This window comes from Burkholderia ubonensis, from assembly GCF_902833085.1.
Lineage (GTDB): Bacteria > Pseudomonadota > Gammaproteobacteria > Burkholderiales > Burkholderiaceae > Burkholderia > Burkholderia ubonensis.
Map to the genome: position 1 here is coordinate 376503 of NZ_CADFEB010000009.1, position 23322 is coordinate 399824.

General features: G+C 67.2%; 23 protein-coding genes and 3 pseudogenes. 16 read left to right on the forward strand and 10 right to left on the reverse strand.

Annotated features, from left to right (window positions below; genetic code table 11):
- On the forward strand, positions 1-1026 hold a 1026-nt coding region (gene opcM, locus HWX31_RS25925), incomplete at its 5' end, for a multidrug efflux transporter outer membrane subunit OpcM (protein ID WP_244143850.1).
- Positions 1027-1263: 237 nt separating this feature from the next.
- Here opcM and HWX31_RS25930 read toward each other — a convergent pair.
- The gene (locus HWX31_RS25930) at positions 1264-2529 is read right to left on the reverse strand and encodes a leucine-rich repeat domain-containing protein (protein ID WP_174964232.1); all 1266 of its coding nucleotides are present in this window, start codon (positions 2527-2529) and stop codon (positions 1264-1266) included.
- Between the two features lie 360 nt (positions 2530-2889).
- On the opposite strand from HWX31_RS25930, the pseudogene HWX31_RS25935 reads away from it, so the two are divergent.
- The 4 genes and pseudogenes from HWX31_RS25935 to HWX31_RS35420 form a co-directional block, all read left to right on the forward strand.
- A pseudogene (locus tag HWX31_RS25935) lies at positions 2890-3197 on the forward strand (transposase); the annotation flags it as partial.
- 34 nt (positions 3198-3231) lie between these two features.
- The gene (locus HWX31_RS25940) at positions 3232-4131 is read left to right on the forward strand and encodes an MBL fold metallo-hydrolase (RefSeq protein ID WP_174964233.1); all 900 of its coding nucleotides are present in this window, start codon (positions 3232-3234) and stop codon (positions 4129-4131) included.
- Entirely contained in the window at positions 4128-4331 is a 204-nt protein-coding gene (locus HWX31_RS35215; protein WP_279613157.1) for a DUF3291 domain-containing protein, read from the forward strand. The genes HWX31_RS25940 and HWX31_RS35215 overlap by 4 nt, the downstream gene beginning before the upstream one ends.
- 19 nt (positions 4332-4350) lie before the next feature.
- Positions 4351-4401 (forward strand): annotated as a pseudogene (locus HWX31_RS35420) (hypothetical protein); the annotation flags it as partial.
- A 53-nt stretch (positions 4402-4454) separates the two neighbouring features.
- Here the strand turns inward: HWX31_RS35420 and HWX31_RS25950 are convergent.
- Together HWX31_RS25950 and HWX31_RS25955 are read right to left on the reverse strand one after the other, a co-directional pair.
- Positions 4455-4598, reverse strand: a pseudogene (locus HWX31_RS25950) (IS5/IS1182 family transposase); the annotation flags it as partial.
- Between the two features lie 21 nt (positions 4599-4619).
- Positions 4620-5216: a TetR/AcrR family transcriptional regulator gene (locus HWX31_RS25955; RefSeq protein ID WP_174964234.1), complete on the reverse strand. Its 597-nt coding sequence runs from the start codon at positions 5214-5216 to the stop codon at positions 4620-4622.
- Between the two features lie 135 nt (positions 5217-5351).
- Between HWX31_RS25955 and HWX31_RS25960 the strand changes: the two genes are divergently transcribed.
- A complete protein-coding gene (locus HWX31_RS25960) occupies positions 5352-5780 on the forward strand; it encodes a hypothetical protein (RefSeq protein ID WP_042584916.1) in 429 nt (142 codons plus the stop codon).
- Between the two features lie 64 nt (positions 5781-5844).
- Here the strand turns inward: HWX31_RS25960 and HWX31_RS25965 are convergent, their stop codons facing one another.
- Positions 5845-6735: a LysR family transcriptional regulator gene (locus tag HWX31_RS25965; RefSeq protein WP_174964235.1), complete on the reverse strand. Its 891-nt coding sequence runs from the start codon at positions 6733-6735 to the stop codon at positions 5845-5847.
- A 99-nt stretch (positions 6736-6834) separates the two neighbouring features.
- Here HWX31_RS25965 and HWX31_RS25970 point away from each other — a divergent pair, with 99 nt between their 5' ends.
- Both HWX31_RS25970 and HWX31_RS25975 read left to right on the forward strand, forming a co-directional pair.
- Positions 6835-7275, forward strand: coding sequence for a PACE efflux transporter (locus HWX31_RS25970; protein ID WP_174964236.1), 441 nt, complete (start codon positions 6835-6837; stop codon positions 7273-7275).
- 114 nt (positions 7276-7389) lie between these two features.
- Complete coding sequence (locus HWX31_RS25975) at positions 7390-8331, forward strand: hypothetical protein (protein ID WP_174964237.1); 942 nt, start codon at positions 7390-7392, stop codon at positions 8329-8331.
- A gap of 125 nt (positions 8332-8456) precedes the next feature.
- Here the strand turns inward: HWX31_RS25975 and HWX31_RS25980 are convergent, their stop codons facing one another.
- From HWX31_RS25980 to HWX31_RS26000, 5 genes are all read right to left on the reverse strand, one after another.
- Entirely contained in the window at positions 8457-9308 is an 852-nt protein-coding gene (locus HWX31_RS25980; RefSeq protein ID WP_174964238.1) for an alpha/beta fold hydrolase, read from the reverse strand.
- 267 nt (positions 9309-9575) lie between these two features.
- Positions 9576-9905, reverse strand: a complete 330-nt coding sequence (locus tag HWX31_RS25985) for a DUF3579 domain-containing protein (protein ID WP_174964239.1) — start codon at positions 9903-9905, stop codon at positions 9576-9578.
- Between the two features lie 47 nt (positions 9906-9952).
- Complete coding sequence (locus HWX31_RS25990) at positions 9953-11308, reverse strand: sigma-54-dependent transcriptional regulator (RefSeq protein WP_174964240.1); 1356 nt, start codon at positions 11306-11308, stop codon at positions 9953-9955.
- The gene (locus tag HWX31_RS25995; protein WP_174964241.1) at positions 11298-13181 is read right to left on the reverse strand and encodes a sensor histidine kinase; all 1884 of its coding nucleotides are present in this window, start codon (positions 13179-13181) and stop codon (positions 11298-11300) included. The genes HWX31_RS25990 and HWX31_RS25995 overlap by 11 nt, the downstream gene beginning before the upstream one ends.
- Before the next feature lie 115 nt (positions 13182-13296).
- Entirely contained in the window at positions 13297-14637 is a 1341-nt protein-coding gene (locus HWX31_RS26000; protein ID WP_415493032.1) for a 2-hydroxycarboxylate transporter family protein, read from the reverse strand.
- Between the two features lie 568 nt (positions 14638-15205).
- Between HWX31_RS26000 and HWX31_RS26005 the strand changes: the two genes are divergently transcribed.
- From HWX31_RS26005 to HWX31_RS26035, 7 genes are all read left to right on the forward strand, one after another.
- On the forward strand, positions 15206-15577 hold the full coding sequence (locus HWX31_RS26005) for a DUF7079 family protein (RefSeq protein WP_059775774.1): 372 nt from the start codon (positions 15206-15208) through the stop codon (positions 15575-15577).
- A gap of 212 nt (positions 15578-15789) precedes the next feature.
- Entirely contained in the window at positions 15790-16629 is an 840-nt protein-coding gene (locus HWX31_RS26010; RefSeq protein ID WP_059715289.1) for a MetQ/NlpA family ABC transporter substrate-binding protein, read from the forward strand.
- An 11-nt stretch (positions 16630-16640) separates the two neighbouring features.
- Positions 16641-18038 carry an LLM class flavin-dependent oxidoreductase gene (locus tag HWX31_RS26015; protein WP_174964243.1) on the forward strand — a complete coding sequence of 466 codons (1398 nt, stop codon included), beginning with the start codon at positions 16641-16643 and terminating at the stop codon, positions 18036-18038.
- 18 nt (positions 18039-18056) lie between these two features.
- Complete coding sequence (locus HWX31_RS26020; protein ID WP_174964244.1) at positions 18057-19223, forward strand: methionine ABC transporter ATP-binding protein; 1167 nt, start codon at positions 18057-18059, stop codon at positions 19221-19223.
- On the forward strand, positions 19216-19872 hold the full coding sequence (locus HWX31_RS26025; RefSeq protein WP_010099728.1) for a methionine ABC transporter permease: 657 nt from the start codon (positions 19216-19218) through the stop codon (positions 19870-19872). The genes HWX31_RS26020 and HWX31_RS26025 overlap by 8 nt, the downstream gene beginning before the upstream one ends.
- Before the next feature lie 56 nt (positions 19873-19928).
- Positions 19929-20774 (forward strand): hypothetical protein, encoded by an 846-nt coding sequence (locus tag HWX31_RS26030; RefSeq protein ID WP_174964245.1) that lies wholly within the window; start codon positions 19929-19931, stop codon positions 20772-20774.
- The gene (locus HWX31_RS26035) at positions 20771-21982 is read left to right on the forward strand and encodes an acyl-CoA dehydrogenase family protein (protein WP_174964246.1); all 1212 of its coding nucleotides are present in this window, start codon (positions 20771-20773) and stop codon (positions 21980-21982) included. The genes HWX31_RS26030 and HWX31_RS26035 overlap by 4 nt, the downstream gene beginning before the upstream one ends.
- A 51-nt stretch (positions 21983-22033) precedes the next feature.
- On the opposite strand, the gene HWX31_RS26040 is transcribed toward HWX31_RS26035, so the two are convergent.
- A complete protein-coding gene (locus HWX31_RS26040; RefSeq protein WP_174964247.1) occupies positions 22034-22498 on the reverse strand; it encodes an Lrp/AsnC family transcriptional regulator in 465 nt (154 codons plus the stop codon).
- A 132-nt stretch (positions 22499-22630) separates the two neighbouring features.
- On the opposite strand from HWX31_RS26040, the gene HWX31_RS26045 reads away from it, so the two are divergent.
- Positions 22631-23257: a LysE family translocator gene (locus tag HWX31_RS26045; protein WP_174964248.1), complete on the forward strand. Its 627-nt coding sequence runs from the start codon at positions 22631-22633 to the stop codon at positions 23255-23257.
- Positions 23258-23322: the final 65 nt, after the last annotated feature.

Consider the following 23322-nt stretch of genomic DNA (forward strand, 5'->3'; position numbering starts at 1 on the left):
GTCGGCCGCAACGTCGAGGCGTCGCGCGCGGACCAGGCGCAGAGCGAGGCGCTGTTCCGCTCGGTGCAGCTCGCGCTGCAGGCGGACGTCGCGCAGAACTACTTCGAGCTGCGCCAGCTCGATTCCGACCAGGACCTGTACCGCCGCACGGTCGAACTGCGCGATCAGGCGCTGAAGCTCGTGCAGCGCCGCTTCAACGAAGGCGACATCAGCGAGCTCGACGTGTCGCGCGCGAAGAACGAACTGGCGACCGCGCAGGCCGATGCGGTCGGCGTCGCGCGCCGTCGCGCGGCGTCCGAGCATGCGCTCGCGATCCTGCTCGGCAAGGCGCCGGCGGACTTCGCGTTCAAGGAAACGCCGCTCGTGCCGGTCGGCGTGAAGATCCCGGCGGGCCTGCCGTCGGCGCTGCTCGAGCGTCGCCCCGACGTCTCGGCGGCCGAGCGCGCGATGGCGGCGGCGAATGCGCGCATCGGTCTCGCGAAGTCCGCGTATTTCCCGAAGCTCGACATCACGGGGGCGTTCGGCTATGAGGCGTCGACGCTCGGCAGCCTGTTCTTGTGGTCGAGCCGCACGTTCCTGCTCGGGCCGTTCGCGGGCACCGCGCTGACGTTGCCGCTGTTCGACGGCGGACGGCGCGCGGCGGGCGTGCAGCAGGCGCGCGCGCAGTACGACGAGCAGGTCGCGAACTACCGGCAGCAGGTGCTCGTCGCGTTCCGCGAGGTCGAGGACAACCTGGCCGATCTGCGGCTGCTCGACGACCAGATCCGCGCGCAGGACGCGGCCGTCAACGCGTCGCGGCGCGCGGCGAAGCTGTCGCGCACGCAGTATCAGGAAGGCGAGGTCAGCTATCTCGACGTGATCGACAGCGAGCGCTCGGTGCTCGTGTCGCAATTGCAGGCGAATGCGCTGACGGGCACGCAGGCGGTGTCGACCGTGAACCTGATTCGGGCGCTGGGTGGTGGCTGGGGGGATGCGCCGGCGGCGGTTGGTGATGCGGCGCGGAAGGAGGATGTTGCTGCGCGTTGAGCAGGCGGTGCGTGCGGCGGCTCGGGATGGGCCGCCGGAATGCGTGTGTAGCGAAGAACCCCGATTCGTGGTGATGCGGATCGGGGTTTTTTATCGGGTTATCGAGGATTGGCGGGGAGTGCGGGGCAGACTGTCGGCGTTCGGCTGCGGATTCAACCCGTCGATGCAACGAATTGATGAAATCGTTCAGCCGGTGTGTCGAAGTCTAGCGTCTTTCGAGGACGTTCATTGAACCATTCACCAGACGACTCGAGTGTTCGGCAAGGCCGCTTTGAGCTCATCGACGTTGCTGGCCATGGTGCCGTAAAGAACGAGCTCTCGCAGTCCGGTCAGGCCTTTCAGTACTTCGACGTTCTGGACCGGCGTGTTTGCGAGATAGAGCTCTTGCAGACCGGTCAGCCCCTTTAGCGCGTCGATATTCCGAACCCTGGTGCGAAAGAGATTGAGCATCTGGAGACCCGTCAGGCCGCTCAACGCATCGATGTTTTCGACCCTGGTGTCGGCGAGATTGAGTCTTCTCAGGCCCGTCAGGCTCTTCAGCGCATCGATGTTCGTGACTTGCGTGCGCGCAAGAACGAGTGTTTCCAGTTGGACCGATCCCCGCGTCGCAGCGACGTTCTCGACTTTGGAGCCGTCGAGCACGAGCGTGGTCAGCTTGGGCATTTCCGTTAGCACATCGATGTTTCGGACGGGCGTGTTTGCCAGATAGAGTGCTTGCAGATCGTGCAACTTCTTCAACGCATCAAGGCTCTCGACTTGGGTCTCGTTGAGGTCGAGCGTCTTAAGAGTGGTGAGCCGGCCGAGCGGCTCGATGTCGCGGACATTCCTGGCACCGCCCAGTTTGAGTGTTTCCAGGTGAGGCAATTTCCCGAGCGCGTCGAGATCCCGAACCTGCGTGTCGCGAATGTCGAGTTGCCGCAGGTCGGTCAGGTCCTTCAACGCATCGAGATTGGAGACCCGGGTCTCCCAGAGATTGAGCGATTGCAGGCCGGTCAATCCTTTTAGCGCATCGATGTTCTCGACTTTGGTGCGGTGGAGTACGAGATTCTTAAGGGAACGCATTCCCCTCAGCGCCTCGATGTTCCAGACCGGGGTGCCCGTGAGGTCGAGAGATTCCAGGCGATCCAGTCCATTCAGCGAGTCGATGCTATCGACCTCGGTGTCTGCCAGGTTCAGCTCGAGCCTCAGGCCGAGCTTTCTCAGACGTGGCATCGCGGCCGCGACCTGCACCGTCGTCAATTCCGGCTTTGCCCGCAAAGCCAGGCAGCCTGAATCGGGTGTGACAGCTGAACCATTGCTGTCATTGCAGGTGCCCCTGGAAAATCCCAGGTCGGTCAGCGCCCGTTCATCCGATTTTTCCCGCAAAGGGCTCAAGACCGCCAGCAAGCTGGCGAGCAGAAGGCCGATGCCGCCGCCGATGGCCCATGGCTTGGCACGACGCCAACCCGATTTGCGCAAGCCTTCCGCAGCCGGCTTTGTGTTCGAGGGTGGGGTATCGGCCACACCGGCCTCCGCATGTCCAAGGTTGCCTCCTTTATACACGAACAGCGAGGCCGTCCTGCGATGAAGGCATCTACAGGGAGCACCGCACTGCGAGGTCGACGTAGAGGCGGCATCAAGTCGACGTCCGGCGTGGGGCGGCCGCGGAAGTCGGCGGTCGAGGCGTCAGCGCACGACCGGCAGTCGGTTTCAGCGATTCGTCGCTAAAACGCATTTGCGAGGTTACGGATTGGGTCTGTCAACTTTTTCGAGAGGGTGTTAACTTTCTGTCTTGTTTTGCCGACCAGGAAGCGATGCCCCAAGAACTGATAGACGACGAGCTGTGATCACTCATCGAACCTTTGCTGCCGAAGCGGGCGTCCCATCCGAGGAAAACGCGGACGTCCTCTGTGCAAACCGAAGATTGTTCAAGGCGACCGGGGCTGCAGTTCCGAGCCGCACCGGCAGCGTCTACGCGAACGCGGCATCACACCCTTGCTTGCCAAATCGGTTCGTCTCACGGCAGTGGTCTCGGTAAAACACGCTGGTTCATCGAACGTTCCTTTGCCTGGCTTCATGTATTCAGGCGGCCCAAGATTCGCTACGAACGGTATGCACACGTGCATGAGGCATGCCTCTCGCTCGCGTGCTGCTTGATTTGCTGGAACAAACTCGAGACAGCGTCCGAATAACTTTGCAACAGCTTCTTAACGAGCGGGCCTTCAATTGATCGGTTTCAACGAGCCTGAAATCAATGTGGTGACCTGCACCTCCGGTGCGCGCACCTTCCTCACCAACGCGTTCCTGGTCGAACTGCCGAACGGTGTCGTGGCCATCGACGCCATGATGACTGTATCGGATGCGCGTCAGGTGCGTGATCGGCTGGATGCGCTGCGCAAACCCTTGCTCGCGGTGCTGATCACGCACGGGCATCCCGATCACTACAACGGTGTCGGCGAGCTGATCCGCGGTCTCGACGATGTGCCGGTCATCGCCACGCGGGGCGTCGACGAGGCGATGCGCCGTATCGACGATGCCAAGGCCGTCCAGTGGCAGTCGGTGTTCGGCGACGATTGGCCGGCACGGCGCACCTTCCCGAATCGCTTCGTGCGCGACGGCGACGTGCTGCATTTCGATGGCGTGCCGTTCGAGGCCAGGGAGTTCGGCCCGGGCGAATCGCACTGGGATTTGGTCTGGACCGTGGGATACCACCGGCGTGTCGCCTTCGTCGGCGACATGGTTTTCAACGGCGTCCATTCCTTCATGAACGACGGCCATACGGCGGACTGGCTGCGCAGCCTCGATGCGCTCGAACGTCTGTCTGGCGACGTCGCACTGTTCTATACGGGTCACGGCCAGGCGGGCAAGCCGCTCGACATGATTGCTGCGCAGCGTGCTTATATCGGGTGCTATCGCGCGGCGGTGGCCCGGCTCGCCAACGGCAATTGCAGCCTGGACGATGCCGGGAAGGCCGAGCTGGAGGCGATCATGAAGCGCTTCCTGCCCACGTCCGACCTCGACATCTTCATCAAGGCCGGGGCTAATGCCGTAGCGGCGGAACTGGCGTCGCAGGTATCGGACAGCGCCATTCCCGCCGGCTCGCAGGCTCACTTCGAAGCGAGATGAGGCGATCACGACAGGTAACGCTTGCTATTTGGCGCAACGGAGCATCTTGCACGCGCGCGCCGCTGGACACGCCGCTGATGCCGAGCTTCGTCACGCAATTGAAGGACATCAACGCATTGGCCGAGCGCTCGCCGTGCTTCGTCTGGCGGTTGCAGTCATCCGAGGGCGATGCCGCCGGACGGAATTCGCGGGTTCGATGACCCGTTGATGCTATTGAATATGTCGTTATGGGAATCGGTCGATAGTCTGCGGCGTTTCGTTGACCAAAGCGGTCACGACGTACCGTTCAGGAACACCGCCGGATGGGTTCATCGTCTTGACGGACCCACGACGTGCGGCAGCAGATTCCAGGCGATGCCCGAGCCCAGCACGAATACGTTGCCGGTCAGCACCGCTCGGTCCGGCGTCGGCTTGCGTCCCGCGTATCGGCGGTTGCGCGACGCCCGATTCGGCAGCAAAGGTTCGATGAGTGACTTATCCGCAGTCCACTATTCCCGTTTCTCCGGCTGCGCTTCCGTGCGTTCCGCGATCGCCACCGCATACTGCCCGACGGCATCGGCGATGCGCTCCGCCAGCGCGGGATCGCGCACCGCGCGCGCGAGCGTGGCGCCGCCCGAAAGCAGCGCGAGAAACGCGATCGCGCGCGCATCGTCGGGCGCGTCGCCCAGCCCGGACGACACTTCGTCGACGATCTGCCGCAACGCCTGTTCGTAAGCGTCGCGGGTGTCGTCGTCGGCGCGCATCACTTCCGGTGACAGGCTCGGCAGCGCGCAGCTTTCGCCGAGCGCGCAGGTGCGCCGCGGCCCCAGATAGAACGACACGAACGGCAACCACCAGCGCGCGCCGTGCTCGGCCTTGAACGCCGCGACGCCTTGCCGGAGCTGGTCGAGGCCGGCAAGGACGACGCTGCGGAACGCTTCGCCTTTCGATTTGAAGTGGCCGTAGAACGCACCGTTGGTGACGCCCGCCGCCTTCGTCAGCGGACCGATGCCGGAGCCGCCATACCCCTCCTCGCGGAACAGGCGGCTCGCGGCATCGAGAATGCGCGCGCGGGTTTCGTGCTTGTGCTCGATCGAATAACGCATGACTGGCTCGTTTCAGAGAGATCGCTCTTTATCTTGCATAGAGAGCGACCGGTGTCTAATGTATAGAGAGTGACTGATATTTATATTACGTCACGATTCCGATGACCTGACCATGACCTGACCAGGAGGTGTGCGATGCCGATCACGCTGACAGTATCCGAAGGGGTTTTCACGCCGGACGACGAGGGGCCGGTGTTTGCCGAACTGACCGATGCGTTGCTGGATGTCGAGGGGTTGACCGGGAATGCGTTTCTGGCGCCGAACGTGGTGGGCACGCTGAACGTGCTGCCGCGCAACCGCACATTCGTGCGCGGGCGCGCGGAGCCCGCGGCGTTCGTCGAACTGAAGCTGCCCGCCGTGGCGCTCGCGGCGCCCGACGCGCAGCGGCAATTCGTCGAACGGGCGACCGCGATCGTGCTGCGGCGAGCGGGCGGGCGGCTGACGCCGGCGCAAGTCTGGGTGAATGTCGTCCACGCGGTCGACGGCGGATGGGGCATTGCCGGACGACGCTACGACAACGCGTCGCTCGTCGATTCGATCCGGAGCGCCGCGGCGGCGCAGTGAACGCAACTAACGGTCAGCCCCATCCGGCCCCGACCGACGGTGCGGCGGGATGCCGCCGCACCGGTTACACCTCGTCGCCGGCAGCCCGCAGCGCGCGCACCAGTTCGTCGGCCGCCTTGCCGAGCCCCGTGTGCTTCGGCAAGCGCAGATACACGGGCAGCGCGAGGCCGTTGCGAATATTGGCGAACGTCAGCGGCGCGAGTTCGCCGTCGGCAACCTGACGCCCGATGACGGAGGCCGGCAGGTTCGCCCAGCCGTGGCCGGCCTTCACGAGCGAGATCGCGGTGGCCATGTCGTTGACCTTCCACGTCCGGTTGCCGATCACCGGCCGGATGTCGGTCAGCGGCCGGTCCGCGTCGGCGATCACGATCTGCCGGAAGCCCGACAGCCGCTCGATCGCTTCCGGACGCGCGCATTCGGCAATCAGCGGATGGCCGGGCGCGGCCACCGCGACGAGGGTCTCGGTCCACAGCGCATGAATCTGCTCCTGCGGGTGGAGATCGAGCCCGCCGAAGGCCACGCAGAGATCCACGGAGCAGCGATGCAGCGCGTCGACGATCACGTCCTGCGGCGCCGTGACGACGCTGATCGCCAGCGCGGGGTACTTCGCTGCGACCGCGGTGAGCGCCCGCGCGACGGGGCGGCCGTCGATCTCGGCCGCGATGCCGATGCGCAGCGTGTCTTCGACGCCTTCCGACAGATGCTGCGCATGCGCGCGAAGCGCCTGCAGCCGTTCGGCGATCGAGCGCGCGTCGGGCAGCAGCGCCGCCATCGCCGCGGTCGGCGTGGGCTCGCGCGTGCCGCGGTCGAACAGCACGAGGCCCAGTTCGGCCTCGAGGTTCGCGATGGCCATGCTGACGGCCGACGGCGTGCGGCCCAGCGCGCGCGCCGCCGCGGAGAAGGAGCCCTTGTCGATGACGGTCAGCAGCATGTCGATGTGGTCGCTGGTGAGCACGGGAGGCCTCCTTTAAGCGAAATTGAAAGAACCTGACTTTTGCGGACCGCGGGTCCGCTGCTAGTCTCGACGCCTTGTCAGATTCGAAGGTGGATGTTCATGCAAGGTTGGAAGAGACGCATAGTCTATGTCGTGCTGTTCGAGGTGCTCGGCATCCTGATCGCGTCGGCGACGCTGGGCGCGCTGAGCGGCGCGGGCGCCGCGAAAAGCGGCATGCTGGGCGTGATGATCTCGACGACGGGCGTCGTCGTCAATTTCCTGTACGACCTCGCGTTCGAGGCGTGGGAGCGTCGCCGCGCGGCGACGACCCGCTCCGTGGGGCGCCGCGTGCTGCACGCGATCGGGTTCCAGGTCGCGCTCGTGACGTTCCTGATCCCGCTGATCGCGTGGTGGCTCGATGTGTCGCTGCTGCAGGCGTTTTTGTACGACGCCGTGCTGATCGTGTTCTTCCCGATCTTCACGTTCGTCTACAACTGGTCGTTCGATGGGGTGTTCGGGCTGCCGGATGCGGTGACGCGGAAGGCTGAGCCGCAGGTCTAGGCGGCGTATCGCCGGCGGTCGCGGCTACAATCGCGCGAAGCGCCGCCGGGCGCATCGCATGCCCGGCGGTTTTCCCCTCTTCGATCGAAGCGCCCGGGCGGGCCGCTCACACTGATGAATCCTCGAAACACGTTGGCATTCGGCGTCGCATTGCTGGCCTGCGCGCTGGCCGTTGCATCGCACGCTCATGCGGAAGGGCCGCGGGTGCTTCCGCGCAGCGGTCAGGCCGAGGGCAGCTATGTATCGACACAGTTGCTGCTCCAACCCTGTCTCGACGTCCGCACGCCGTCCGACTCGCCGGACGACAGCCTGCTGAAGGATGCCGCCGCCGCGCGCGGCGCATTCCCGCCCGGTACCTGCGACAACCCGGCGCTGCGGGAGAAGGTGTTCACCGCGCGCTTTCTTCAGTATGCGTCGCTCGCGGTCGTGAACGACCCATGGAATCTCGACCCGAAGCTTGCCGCGCAGAACCGCGCGATCGGTCGTTGCAAGGACACGCGTTGCGTCGATCGTGCATTGGACGCTGTCATTGCCGCGCTGTCGCCCGTGTACCTGAACGCGCATCCGGCATGGCCGCGCGGGAAGGGGCTCTGCACATCGGAGCCTGCCGACGCGCCCGTTGCCGCGGCGCTGGCGCCGCTCGGCGCACGCGCACGCAAGGCGCTCGCCGGCGAATGCGGCAACGAGGCGTTGACTGCGCAAACGTGCAAGGGGCCGCACGGCACGCTGCTGTTCGTCAGTTGCGAGATGAGCGGCAATCAGGTCAATGCGCCGGCGTGGATCTACCGCGCGCGGCACGGGCGCCACGATCCGCTGCTGGCCGTCGATGACGGCCCGGTCGGCGTGCTTGAAAGCACCTGCAACGGGATGCCTGATCTCATGACGTCGTCGCGGAGCAGCATGGCCGAGCACCAGAACACCTATTACCGTTACGACGGGCGTGCGTATCGGTCCGTCTACTCGTACACGGAAATGGGCGTCGGCGCCGACGACAACGGCAACGACCTGGCCATCGCGCAGGGCGGGCGGCCGGATGCGAAGGTCGTTTGCCGGTAGATGCCGGGCGTCCGCTGACTGCTCTCCGCGCGACCACCGAGACCGTCCGGGATCTGTCCGCAAGCGGATCTACATGACCGCGGCGCCACATGGCGGGGGAGAACGCGAACGCGCCGCCCGAACGATTACGCCGCGATGAACTCGTGAACGTAGCGATTGAACACGCCAGGCGCTGCCGCATTCATCCCGTGCGACGCACCGGCGACGGTTTGCCGTTGCGTGTCGCCGATCCACTGCGCGAGCGTGTCGACGTTGTGGCGGAACATCTTCGGGCTGCGCTGACCGTCGATCAGCAGCGTGCGGCATGCGACATCCGCGGCCGCATCGCGCGAATACGCGGGCAGCGGGTCGCGCAACTGTTTCGGCAGCGTGCTCGCGTTGTCGATCGCCATCGTGCGGAAGCTCGCGGTGCTCTTCTTCCACGCGCCGGGGATGCTGACCGAGTCGACGAACGTCTCGAGCCCTGCGTCGACGTCGCCGTTCTCGATCAGGCTCACGGCCTTCGTGCGCAGCGCGATTGCGGCCGGCGGCAGCGTCGCTTCGCGCACGCCTTCCTGCTGCAGCGGGCCGCCCGGATCGGCGAGCGTCAGCGTCTCGACGAGGTGGGGATGGTGGCGCGCGACGTTGAACGCGACGCTGCCGCCGCGCGAGTGGCCGACGAGATGCACCGGGCCGAGGTCGAGCGCGTCGATGAATTCGGCGAGCTCGTCGACGTGGTTCTGCCAGCTGAACTCGTTCTGGATGCCGGCTTCAACCGCCGGCCAGTAGTGACTGAGGCTCGGCGCGATGCAGCGATAGTGCGCCGACAGCGCAGCGAGCTGCGGGTCCCAGTAGCGATAGTCGCAAAGCGACCCATGAACGAACACCATCGGCGCGCCCGTGCCCTGCTCGACATACGGCAGGCTGATGCCTGACGACAGCGTCGCAAATTGCAGGTCGGGGTTCGCGAGCACCGAAGGCTCGATTCGCATGTTCATGACTGAAAAAACTCACAGGTGCGTCATCACGTCGCAACTATGCCCGACCGCGGCGTTTAAGCAAAACGCATAATTTTCATCGCATCGATCAATTTTATTGATGGTGAGCCCGCAAAGCCCCATCAGGGCGAGCGCGTTCGATCGGGCAGGGCATTCGTCCGATGGTTGTATGCGAAACGAAAGGCGGGATGCCGCGCGGCGGCGCGGCGTGAAGGAGGGGCGGGAGAGGGGCCCGGCGGGCGTAGGGGCGAGCGTTTCCGCGCGTCGTCAGCGCACCGCGAAGCCGGGTACAGCGCGTGCGTGGACCGGCAGGTCGTTGTCGTCGGCAAACCGCATCACGAACTCGAATGCGTCGGGGCACGCGGCCTGCAATTCGTGCGACACGAGCAGGCACTTGACGCCGCCGTCGACGACGGGCGTCGCGAGCCGCGTCAGCGCGCTCGGGAAGCCCGGCCGCTTTTCGCCGACGAACAGCGTGATCACGCCCGCGAGACGCTCGGGCCAGTCGCCCGGCCGGAACGTCTTCTGCGCGCGGGTGACGCCCCGGATCAGGTAGCCGTCGGTCAGGCCCTGCTCGGTGAGGTTGATGCGATCCATGCCTGTACGATCCTCGTTCGCCGTCCGTATGCCGCCGTCCGCGTGCATTACGCGTCGCCGCCTTCGGCTTGCGCATCGCCGCGCAGGTGGCGCAGCTTGTGATAAAGCGTCTTCTTCGGCATGCCGAGCGCATCGCTGGCATCCGCGACGTTGCCGTGGTGCCGGCGCAGCATGTCCTCGATCAGCATGCGCTCGAAATACGCGAGCTGTTCCGCGAGCGTGCCGCCCTTCGCGGGCGCGCCGCCGGCCGCCGACAGCAGGCTGTCGCCGGTCAGCCCGAGCACGAAGCGGTCGGCGACGTTCTGCAGCTCGCGCACGTTGCCGGGCCACTGGTGCGTCATCAGTTCGGACACCTGCGCAGCGCTCACGACGGGCGCGGGTTGCCCGAAGCGGCGCGCGGCCGCGAGCACGAAGTGCTCGAACAAGAGCGGCACGTCCTCGCGGCGCTCGCGCAAAGGCGGCAGCTCGATCTGCGCGACGTTCAGCCGGTACAGCAGGTCCGCGCGAAAGCGCCCGTCGGCCGCGAGCTCGGCGAGGTCGGCCTTCGACGCGGCGACCACCCGGCAATCGACCGGAATCAGCTCGTTCGCGCCGAGCCGCTCGACCACGCGCTCCTGCAGCACGCGCAGCATCTTGACCTGCAGCGCGACCGGCATCGTCTCGATCTCGTCGAGGAACAGCGTGCCGCCATGCGCCCATTCGATCTTGCCGATGCGCTTCTTGATCGCGCCCGTGAACGCGCCGGCCTCGTGGCCGAACAGCTCGCTCTCGAATACCTGTTCCGGCAGCCCGCCGCAGTTCAGCGCAACGAAATGCGCATCGCGCCGCCCGCCGAAATCGTGCAGGCTGCGCGCGATCAGCTCCTTGCCGGTGCCCGTCTCGCCGGTGATCAGCACCGACACCGACGTATCGGCGAGCCGCAGGATCTTCTTGCGGACGTCCGCCATCGCCGGCGACTTGCCGAGTACGAGCGCCTCGATGCCCTGCCAGTTGTGCAGCGCCGCGCGCAGGCCCTGCACCTCGAGCGTGAGGCGCCGCTTCTCGACCGCGCGCGCGACGCGCCCGGCGATCACGTCGGACGAGAACGGCTTCTCGATGAAGTCGTACGCGCCGACCTGCATCGCGCCGACGGCCGTCGAGATGTCCGCGTGGCCGCTGATCAGCACGACCGGGATCTGCGCATCGATCGCCATCACGCGGTCGAGCAGCTGCAAGCCGTCGATGCCCGGCATCCGCACGTCCGACACGATCACGACCGGCGCGCCGGGCGCGACGTGCGCGAGCGCGTCGGCCGCCGATGCGTACGCGCTTACCTGAAACCCGGCGAGCGCGACCGCCTGCTCGACGCCGATCCGGACGTTCTCATCGTCCTCGACGACCAGCACCCGAATCTCATCTTCCATGCTCTGTCCTTTGCAGCGTGGCCGCTGCGAAATCGATACTGAACTGCGCGCCGCCCTCGTCGCGGTTCGCGGCCGTGATCTTCGCACCGAACCCTTCGACGATGCGCGACGTGATCGCGAGGCCGAGCCCGAGGCCCTGCCCGCGCGGCTTGGTCGTCACGAACGGCTCGAACAGGTGCGGGAGCACGTCCGGCGCGATGCCCGCGCCGCTGTCGGCGATCGTGAAGCGCACGCGGCCTTGCGGATCGGACTCGCCGGCTTCGATGACGATCGTGCGCGCGGCGGCGTCGCGCACCGCGTCGAGCGCGTTGCCGAGCAGGTTCACGATCACCTGCTGCAGCTGGCTCGATTCCGCGTACACGGTCGTGCCGGGCGGGATCCGCACGTCGAGCGTCACGCCTTCGTCGCGAATCCGCGCATCGTAGATGAGCCGCGCATGCGCGACCGCTTCGCCGAGCGACACCGCGACGCGCTCGATGTCCGGCTTGCGCGCGAACGTCTTCAGCTCGCCGGTCAGCACCGCCATGCTGTCGACGAGTTTGCCGATCCGTTCGAGATTGGCGAGCGCCTGCGCCGGCTGGTTGCGTTCGAAGAAGGTGCGCGCGTTGTCGCACAGCGTGCGGATCGCGACGAGCGGCTGGTTCAGCTCGTGCGTGAGGCCCGCGGCCATCTGCCCGAGCACCGCGAGCTTGCCCGCATGCACGACCTCCTGCTGCGAATCGCGCAGGCGCTGCTCGGTGCGCTCGCGCTCGACGATCTCCTGCTGCATCCGTTCGTTCGCGGCCGTCAGCGCGGCCGTGCGCTGCGCGACGGTCAATTCGAGCCGGTCGTTCGCGCGGCGCAGCGCGTCCTGCGCATTGAGCCGCGCGGCGATCGTGCGGCGGCGCTGGATCGCATACGCGGCATAAAGCGCGGCGATCAGGAACGCGCCCGTCACGAACGCGAACGCCATCTGCTGCTGGCGCCGCGCGCCGGCGACGTCGAGCAGCACCATCAGCGAATCGCCGGCCTGCGGCGCGGGCCGCGACATCACTAGGTAGCGCGCGGTGTGCCCCGGGCGGCGCAAGTCGGGAAACTGGCCGAGCCATGCGGCGGCGTTCCAGCCGCCGACGCGCCGGTACGGCAGCGCCTCGACCGTGCGGCCCGCGTATTGGCGCGACGCCTGGATGTCGCGCTGCTGCTGCGCGGTGATCGGCCGCAGCGCGGCGAACTTCCATTCGGGTTCGGTCGAGATGACGATCACGCCGTTGCCGTCGACCACCATCGCCGCGACGCCGGGCGCGCGCCATGCGAATTCGAGCGCGTCGACGCTGACCTTGACGGCTGCAGCGCCCAGCGTCCGGCCGTCGTCGCGGACCGCGCTCGCGAAATACAGCCCGGGAATGCCGGTGTTGGTGCCGATGCCGAAGAAGCGGCCGCTGCCGTGCGCGAGCGCATCCTTGAAGTAAGGCCGGTACGACACGTTGGTGCCGACGAAGCTGACCGGCTGGTTCCAGTTGCTCGCGGCGATCACCGAGCCTTGCAGGTCGATCACGTCGACCGCGCCGCTGCCCGCGTCGCGGTTCACCGCTTCGAGGTAGGTGTTGACCGTGTGCAGCAGGTCGGGAGATTCATCCGGCGGCGCTTTCAGCAGCGCGCGCACGCCGTCCTGACGCGCGACGAGCGCGGGCAGCAGCTCGAAGCGGCCCAGTTCGCTCTTCAGGCTCGCCGCGTACAGGTCGAGCCGGTGCGCGCCGACCTCCTCGAGCCCGTCGATCGCGCGATCCCACGCGAACTCGACCGCGGCGGCGGTCACGCCGACATACAGCGCGACCGCCGCCGCCCAACCCCACCACGCGATTCCCTTGAAACTCGTCTGCACGTTCGCCCTCATCGATGCCCGCCGCCGGCCTGCCGCTCGCCCGCCGAATGCGCGCGCCGCGCGCCGGGCGAACCGGCGGCGGCGCTGCGCATCGCATGGCCGTCGCGAGCGGACGCGCGGCGACGCGTCATCCGAGATGCGCCAGCAGGATCAGCGTCACCGTGACGACGATCGCGCCGCCGATGCGCGTCGCGATCTGCGCGAACGGCATCAGCTGCATCCGGTTCGCGGCGGTCAGGATCGCGACGTCGCCGGTGCCGCCTTGCCCGCTGTGGCATGCGTTCACGATGGCCGTGTCGATAGGGTACATCTTCATCAGGCGGCCGACCACGAAGCCCGTGCCCATCAGCGTCGCGACCGTCGCGACGATCGTGATCACGTTGACCAGCGTGAACGCGGCGGTCAGCTTGTCCCACGGGGTCATCGCGACGCCGATCGCGAACAGCAGCGGATAGGTGACGGCGGTCGAGAAGAACTTGTAGACGACGAACGCGCCTTCCTGCAGCGGCGGCGACACCGCGCGCGCGAGCTTCACGAGCACCGCGAGGAACAGCATCGCGACCGGCGCGGGCAGGCCGAACAGCTTGTGCGCCATCAGGCCGACGAGGTACAGCGTGATCGCCGTGATGCCGGCGCCCGCGATGTGCGTGACGTCCACGTGGCCGCGGATCTCTTCGTTTTCCGGCGTCATGTCGCCGCTTTCGCCGACCTGCAGGCGGCCGTTGCCGGTCAGGTGCGGCAGGCGCTTGCCGAGCATGTCGAGCGCGCCGGACAGGATGATCGCGGTCAGGCTGCCGAGCATCACCGGCGGCAGCACGGCCGCGAACATTTCGCCTTGCGGCAGGTGCAGGATTTCCGAATAGCCGATCGACAGCGGAATCGCGCCTTCGCCGACGCCGCCCGCCATGATCGGCACGACGATGTACAGCAGCGTGTGCCGCGCACCGAGGCCGAGCGCGGTGCCGACGGCCGTGCCGACGATCGCCGCGGCGATCGAGCCGGCCGCGAGCGGGATGAAGATCTTCAGGAAGCCCTGGATCAGCACGCGCCGGTCCATGCTCAGGATGCTGCCGACGATGATCGACGCGATGAACAGGTACAGGAAGTTCGTCGACTTCGTGAATTCGGTCGTGAGGGTCAGCACGGGCTTCGGCAGCACGTGATAGTAGGTCAGCGCGGACGGCACGAAGGTCGCGAAGATCGCCGCCGCGCCGATGTTGCGCAGGAGCGGCAGGCGCTTGCCCAGTTCCGCGCAGGTGAAGCCGAAGAACGCGAGCACGGCGATCGCCATCGAGATCTCGCCGGGCACCTTTCCGGTGACCGAGAAGCCGACGATCAGCGCGAGCAGGATGAAGTAGATCGGCAGCGGAATGATGCCGATGCGGATTTCCATCAGCTTCCACCAGCCTTCCGGCCAGAAACGGGTGCGCGTGTCGGAACGGGGCTCGGCGATCGGCTCCGCTTGGATCGGGGTGGACGTAGAGGTCTGCAAGACGTGTCTCCTTGGATTTGGCATGCCGGCGTCGCTTCGCGGCATGTGTGCGGACTGTTACGCAACGTCCGTGCCAGAAGCGGGACCGTCGGCGCGTTTGCAGGTCATTGATTTTTAATGGAATTGTTTGGTCTGCGGAAAGGGGTGCAGGGTGGTCGTTCCGATGTTTCGGAATTTCGCCAGCCGGCCGGGCCGAGATTTCAGCCTGGTGTCGGTCGTCGCCATGGCGTCGCTTGCCACGGATACGTAGCCCACGGCATGAATGAGGCGACAACTACCTGCTCGTATCGCTGGCGATCGCCGTTTATGAAGTCGCGGAATCGGACAACAAGCCGCGCGAAGTTGCTCGACAAGGAACCTTGGCCGGCGCCGGAATTGTCGGTGGCTGGGCAACTGGCGCGGCTGCGGTGGCTGGTGGGCTATGCGCTGCTGCCGCACCGGTATGTGTCGCCGTTGTCGGGTTCGTGGGAGGCATGCTGGCCGCCTATGGTGCGGATGCTGCCTTTGGTACGCTATACCCACGAACCCGCCCGATAACACCGTGATGGAACCATTGGACACGAAGCGCCGCGCCCCCGTGTGGCAAGCGCTCGCCGAACTCTTCGTCGGCCGCGAATTGCAGGACCACGACTATAAGTGGGTCGCCGGCATTCTGCAGAGCTCCGGATATTCGCTTGACGAGCTTGAACACATACTCAGGGAAGAGGTCGCGCCAGTCTATCGGCACAACATTTCTGCTTTGGCGATGCCTGATGAAATGGATGGCTGGACCCTGGACGAAGTGACGACCGACATTCGCGCTTACCTGGCGCGCCCGCGCCACGGTTTGCCGGAGCTATTGAAGCGCTTCGCGACACGTAAGCTTCCGGTGCCCGTCGATATCCGGTGGGACAAGGTCCGGTCGCTACTCCCCTGACAGCATGAATAAGTCGGCAACTGCCTCGACGCGCGCCGCTCATATCTCCTGGTGCGATTTTCTTCGCACAATCGCTTCGTAGACCGCCCTCCCAACGCTCTCTATCATCGGCTGATCCTTTTCCGATGCGACGACCGTCCGGAGAGCGCCCACGCGTTCGCCGCGGGTTCGCTCATGCATCGATACCGTCTTTGGACAGGAGAGTGGTTTCCATGCTGCATGCCGTTTTTTTCGCCCGCTTTTCCTCCCGGTCGTTCGCGCGCTTCGTCCGCCTGCTCGCAGCCGCGCTGCTCGGCGCGGCCCTGCTGGCCGGCGCGCAGGCCGAACCCGCGCCGCTGAAGGTCGGCGTGTCGACCACCCCGCAGATCGACGCGCTGAAGATCGCCGCGAAGGAAGCGAAGGCGCAGGGGCTCGACGTGAAGATCATCGAATTCACCGACTGGAATACGCCGAACGCGGCGCTCGCGAACAAGGACATCGACGTCAACTACTTCCAGCACGTCCCGTTCCTCGAGAACGCGAAGCAGCAGCGCGGCTACAACTTCGTGTCGATCGCGCCGGGCACGATCATGAAGATCGGCCTCTATTCGAAGAAGGTGAAAAGCTTCAGCGAGCTGAAGGACGGCGCGACGGTCGCGATCGCGAACGATCCCGTCAACGGCGGGCGCGGCCTGCTGCTGCTGCAGCGCGCGGGGCTCGTCACGCTGAAGCCGGGCGTCGACTACCGCGCGACGACGCACGACATCGTGTCGAACCCGAAGCACCTGAAGATCATCGCGCTCGAGGCGTCGCAGCTCGCGCGTTCGCTCGACGACGTCGATCTCGCGCAGGGCTACCCGAGCTTCATCAAGCTCGCGGGCACGACCGACCCGAACAGCGCGCTGCTGTTCGACGGCACCGAGAACAAGAACTACGCGCTGCAGTGGGTCGTGCGGCCGGAGAGCGCGAACGACGCGCGCATCCGTAAGTTCATCGCGATCTATCAGACCTCGCCCGCGGTGCGCAAGGCGCTCGACAACGCGTTCGGCTCGCTGTACGCGATCGCGTGGTGACGGAGGCGCGCATGGCGAACCAGAAGAAGATCCTCCTCAACGCGTTCAACATGAACTGCGTCGGGCACATCAACCACGGCTTGTGGACCCACCCGCGCGACCGCTCCGCGCACTACACCGATCTCGACTACTGGGCGGATCTCGCGAAGACGCTCGAGCGCGGCAAGTTCGACGGCATCTTCCTCGCGGACATCGTCGGCGTGTACGACGTGTTCGGCGGCGGCCCGGACGCCGCGCTGCGCGAATCGGTGCAGGTGCCCGTCAACGATCCGCTGCTGATCGTGCCCGCGATGGCGCAGGTCACGCGGCATCTCGGCTTCGGCGTGACCGCGAACCTGACCTACGAGCCGCCGTACCTGTTCGCGCGGCGCATGTCGACGCTCGATCACCTGACGAAGGGGCGCGTCGGCTGGAACATCGTCACCGGCTATCTCGACAGCGCCGCGCGCGGGATGGGCCTCGCGCAGCAGATCGGCCACGACGACCGCTACGAGCGCGCGGACGACTATATGGAAGTCGTCTACAAGCTGTGGGAGCAGAGCTGGGACGACGACGCGGTGATCCGCGACGCGCACGCGCGCGTGTTCGCGCAGCCGGGCAAGGTGCGGCGCGTACGGCACGACGGGCCGTTCTATTCGATCGACGCGATCCATCTGTGCGAGCCGTCGCCGCAGCGCACGCCGGTGCTGTACCAGGCCGGCGCGTCGGCGCGCGGCGTCGAGTTCGCGGGCCGGCACGCGGAGTGCGTGTTCGTGAGCGGCCAGAGCAAGGCGGCCGCGCGCGCGGCGGTGCTCGACATCCGCGCGGCGGCGGCGCGGCAAGGGCGCGATCCGGCGTCGATCAAGATCTTTGCCGGTGTGACCGTCGTCACCGCCGAGAACGAACGGCTCGCGCGCGAGAAGTTCGATGAATACCGGCGCTACGCGAGCCCCGAGGCCGGCCTCGCGCATTTCGCGAGCTCGACCGGCATCGACTTCGCGAAGTACGGGCTCGACGAGCCGATCTCGTACGTGAAGACCGATTCGATCCAGTCCGCGGTCGACGCGATCTCGAAGAAGAGCACGAGCGGCGCGTGGACCGTGCGGCGCATGCTCGACCAGATGTCGCTCGGCGGCCGCTATCACCCGATCGTCGGCTCGCCGTCGCAGGTCGCGGACGAGCTGCAGGCGTGGATCGACGAGACCGGCATCGACGGCTTCAACCTGACGCGCACGGTGATGCCCGAGTCGTTCGAGGATTTCGTCGACTGGGTCGTGCCGGAGCTGCAGAACCGCGGCGTCTACAAGGAAGACTACGATCCCGCGCCGACGCTGCGCGAGAAGCTGTTCGGCGCCGGCGCGCGCCTGCCCGCGTGGCATGCGGGCGCGCGGCACCGGCCGGCGGCCGCGCACGAGCCGGCGCATGCGTGAGCACGACGGAGCAACGCGATGACGCAATTTTTCGATACGCTGGGTTTCGTCGACACGTCGGCCGCGCGCGCCGGCCGTGATGCGCAAGCGCGCGCGGCCGATCGGGCCGGCGCCGCAGCCGCGGACGGCGTCGCCGTCGCGCTGGAGCAGGTCGGCAAGGTGTTCGCGTCGCCGCGCGGGCAGGCCGCCGCGTTGCGCGACGTGACGCTGGACGTGCGGCGCGGCGAGGTGTTCGGCATCATCGGCCGCAGCGGCGCGGGCAAGTCGACGCTGCTGCGGCTCGTCAACGGGCTCGAACGGCCGACGTCGGGCCGCGTGCGCGTGCAGGGCGTCGACGTGGGCGCGCTCGACGAGGACGGCCTCGTCGCGCTGCGCCGCCGCACCGGAATGGTGTTCCAGCATTTCAACCTGCTGTCCGCGAAGACGGTGGCCGAGAACGTCGCGCTGCCGCTGAAGATCGCCGGTGTGCCGAAGGCCGAGCGCGCGCGCAAGGTCGCGGCGCTGCTCGAACTGGTCGGGCTGACCGCGAAGCGCGACGCATACCCGGCGAGCCTGTCCGGCGGCCAGAAGCAGCGCGTCGGCATCGCGCGCGCGCTCGTGCACGATCCTGAAGTATTGCTGTGCGACGAGGCGACGTCGGCGCTCGACCCGGAGACGACGCAGTCGATCCTCGCGCTGCTCGCCGACATCAATCGCCGCCTCGGCCTGACGATCGTGCTGATCACGCACGAGATGGAAGTGATCCGCGCGGTGTGCGACACCGTCGCGGTGATCGAGCAGGGCGAGGTCGTCGAGACGGGCCCCGTGTGGCGCGTGTTCGGCGCGCCGCAGCACGGCGCGACGCGCGCGCTGCTCAGTACGCTGGTGCACGACCTGCCGGCCGAACTCGCGGCGCGCGTGCAGCCGCTGCCCGCGCACGCGGCACTGCCCGACGGCGCGCAGGTCGTGTTCGACCTGCGCTATACGGGCGAGAGCGGCGGCGAGCCGGACGTCGGCGCGCTCGCGGCGGCGCTCGGCGGCTCGGTGCGGTTCCTGCACGGCGGCGTCGAGCGCATTCAGGGGCGCGCGCAGGGCCGCCTCGTGATCGCGTCGGCGGCCGACGCGTGCGCGCCCGGCGCGCTCGCCGCGCTGCTCGAACGCGTGCGCCGCCATGCGAACCACGCGGAGGTGCTCGGCTATGTTTGAGCTCTGGTGGCCCGAACTGCTCGACGCGATGCGCGACACGCTGTCGATGGTCGCGGCGTCGGCGGCGATCGCGGCGCTCGTCGGCACGCCGCTCGCGGTGATCCTCGTGACGACCGCGCCGGGCGGCATATACGCGCGGCGCGGCCTGAACGCGGCGCTCGGCGCGATCGTCAACGTGTTCCGCTCGACGCCGTTCATCATCCTGCTCGTCGCGCTGCTGCCGTTCACGCGCGTGCTGATCGGCACGACGATCGGCGTGTGGGCGGCCGTCGTGCCGCTGTCGATCGCCGCGATTCCATTTTTCGCGCGCGTGGCCGAGGTGAGCCTGCGCGAAGTGGATCGCGGGCTGATCGAGGCCGCGCTCGCGATGGGCGCGAAGCGCCGCCACATCGTGTGGCACGTGCTGCTGCCGGAGGCGCTGCCCGGCATGCTCGGCGGCTTCACGATCACCGTGGTCGCGCTGATCGGCTCGACCGCGATGGCGGGCGCGGTCGGCGCGGGCGGGCTCGGCGATCTCGCGATCCGCTACGGATACCAGCGTTTCGACACCACCGTCATGGCGACCGTGATCGTGATCCTGATCGCGCTCGTCTCGGCCGTGCAAGTCACGGGCGACCGCCTGGCCCGAAGACTGGCCAGGCGTACCTGAGCAGGCGCCACAAGCGCCTGCTCTTCCAATCAACGATCCTGAGAGACCGAATCATCATGACCTTGCCCATCGGCGCGCCGCGCGAGTGGAACGCCCAGTTCGAGGAAGCCCTGTTCCTGGACGTGGCGCGCCGCCATCGTCCCGATTTTCCGGCCAAGCTCGCCGCGCCGCCGCGCGAGCCGCGTAACGCGGACGAGCTGGCTACCGTTGCGGACTACTACACGAAGATGGCGTCGCACGACCTGTTCATCGTACAGGTCGTCGCGAAGGCGATCGACACGCTGTTCCGCGACGATCCGCATTTCCAGCTGATCCTGTCGCGCCAGCTCGGCGACGACGGCGCGCATGCTGTGATCGGCCGCGAGCGCGTGCTGGAGCTGACCGGGCGCGATCCGCTGCCGGAGATCGACGCGCTCGTCGCCGCGCACTGGGCGCGGCTGGGGGACCTGCCGGTGCGCGACCTGGCGGGCTTTCTCGCATTCGAATGGCATTACGAGCTGCACATCCTCGCGAAGCTGTGGATTCAGCGCAAGACCGGCGGCATCGCCGACGGCGCGATGCGCGAGCACGGCGAGAACCGCATCCGTCCCGACGAGGAATGGCATCGCGTGCAGATTGTGGAATGGTGGTTCGAGAAACTGGCCGCGTTGCCGGCGGCCGAGCGCGACGCGCTGATCGAGCGCGTGATCGACGCCGACGAGGAAACGCAGCGGCGGCTCGACGGCTATCTGCACGACGAATACGCGCATACCGCCGAGGTGTTCGGCGCGGACATCGCCGACTATCGCGCGATCTACGACGACTGGCGCCGCGAGATTCTCGCGCGGCTGACCGGGCGGCCCGCGCTCGGATCGCTGGTGCCGCTGTCGGGCGAGCCGGTCGCGCAGGAAGCGCTCGCATGAACGATCCGCGCGGCCCGGCGACGCTTGCCCTCGAAACGGATGCGCCCGTGCTGAATCCGGACGCGCTTGCGCGCGTGATCGACGCGCTGCGCGGCAGTGCCGCCGCGCGCGATCGCGCGGGCGGCCACGCCGCGCAGGAGAAGCAATGGCTCGCCGATGCGGGCCTGCTGACGCTGGCGGTGCCGCACGCGTTCGGCGGGCAGGAAGCCGCGTGGCCCGCGATCTACGACGCGATCCGGCAGATCGCGCGCGTCGACAGCGCGCTCGCGCATCTGGTCGGCTTCCAGTGCCTGCAGGTCGTGAGCGTCGACGTGTGGGGCAGCCCCGCGCAGCGCGAGCGCTATCTGCGCGGGACCGTCGCGCATCGCTGGTGGTGGGGCAATGCGGTCAATCCGCTCGACACGCGGCTCGTCGCGACCGCGACGCCCGACGGCGGCTACCGGCTCGACGGCGTGAAAGGCTTCTGCTCGGGCACGCGCGGCTCGCAGCGGATGACCGTGTCCGCGCACGATCCGGCGCTCGGCCGGACCGTGTTCGGCGTGGTGCCGACCGCGCGCGCGGGCATCACCGTGAACGACGACTGGGACCCGATCGGCCAGCGCCAGACCGACAGCGGCAGCGTGACGTTCGACGGCGTGACGCTCGCGCCCGATGAAGTGCTGCATCGCTCGGAAGCGCCGCCGACGCCGCGCGCGACGCTGCGCACGCTGGTGTCGCAACTGGTGCTGACGAACCTGTTCGTCGGGCTCGCCGAAGGCGCGCTGGCCGACGCGCGCGAATACGTGTTGCGGCAAGGGCGGCCGTGGATTCATGCGGGCGTCGAGCGCGCGACCGACGATCCGTACACGCTGCAGCGCTTCGGCGACATGCACGTGCAGGCGGTGGCCGCCGCGGCGCTCGCCGATCGCGCGGCCGATGCGTTGCAGCGCGCATGGACGCTGCGCGATGCGCTGACGGCCGACGGGCGGGCCGAGGTGGCGCTGGCGGTATCCGAAGCGAAGATCGTCGCGCAGCGCGCGGCGCTCGAGAACGGCGAAGCGCTGTTCGATGCGTGCGGCGCGCGGGCGACGGCCGCGTCGCTCGGGCTCGACCGGTTCTGGCGCAACGCGCGCACGCATACGCTGCACGATCCGCTCGACTACCGGCTGCGGGATGTCGGGCGGTTTGCGTTGACGGGGGCGCTGCCCGAGGCGTCGCTGTATACGTGACCGTGACGAACGCGTGTGGCGTTCGACGCGGCTGCGCCCACGTATTCGTTTCTAGATCGGGAGCCGGGTCGTCTGCTTGATCCGCTTCAGCGGGATCTCGGTCTGGATGTTGCGTACCCCGGCGATCCGCGTGAGCGTCTCCATCTGAAAGCGCTGGAAGTCGTCCAGATCCTTGGCGATGACGCGCAGCAGGTAGTCGTAGCTGCCGGCCATCAGATGGCATTCGAGCACTTCCGGCGCATTTTCGATTTCCCGCGCGAAGTGTTCCACCGTCGCTTTGTCCTGGCGTTCCAGCGTGACGCGCACAAAAGCCGTAAACCTCAACTCGACGGCCGCGGGATTCAGCAGCGCAACGTACGCGTCGATCACGCCTTGCTCTTCCAACTGGTGAACGCGGCGCAGGCAGGGGGTAGCCGAGAGCCCGGCATGCTGCGCCAGCTCGGCGTTCGTCCGGTTCGAGTTCTGTTGCAGCGCACGCAGAATGCGCTTGTCGATCGCATCGAGCTTGATTGGCATGATTCACTACCACGATTGTGAATATTGGAGAATAGCGCCAAATTCACAGCCGATCATGGCCAAGATTGCATCCAATCGCTACGAGAGGATGGCCATAATCTGACGACCACCCACCCTTTCAGGAGTCGTCCGATGCTGCACGTCTCATGGTTGCCGTTCCTGGCCACCTCCCTTTTGATCATCCTTACCCCGGGCCAGGACATGGTCCTCGTGATGTCGCGCACGCTCTCCGGCGGCACCCGCACGGGCGTCGTCACCGCGGCGGGCGTCAGCGTCGGGCTCATCGTGCACACGATGCTCGCGACGCTGGGCCTGGGGGCGCTTCTTCAGGCATCCGAATGGCTGTTCACGGTGCTGAAGCTGGCCGGCGCGCTGTACCTGCTGTACCTCGGCGTCACGCTGCTTCGCTCGTCGGGAGAACTGACGCTGTCGAGCGGCGGCCGCGCGCCGGAATCGGCGCTGCGCACGTTCGCACAGGGTGCGCTGTCGAATGTGTCGAATCCGAAGATCGCGCTGTTCTACCTGGCCTTTCTGCCGCAGTTCGTGCAGGCGGATGCGGCACGTCCGCTGCTGTCGGTATTCGTGCTGGGTGCGACGTTTGCCGGCCTGACGTTTCTCGTCAAAGGCCCGGTCGCGCTGTTCGCCGGCCTGCTGTCGACATCGATTCGCCGCAACCCGCGCATCCTGACCCGCATGCATCGCGTCAGCGGGGTCGTGTTGCTGGGGCTCGGCGTGAAGCTGGCGCTGGAGCGGCGGTGACGCGTACTCCGGGGGCAAGCGTCGTGCCGCGGCCGGGCGCTGCGTTACCATTGCGCCGTGCAACC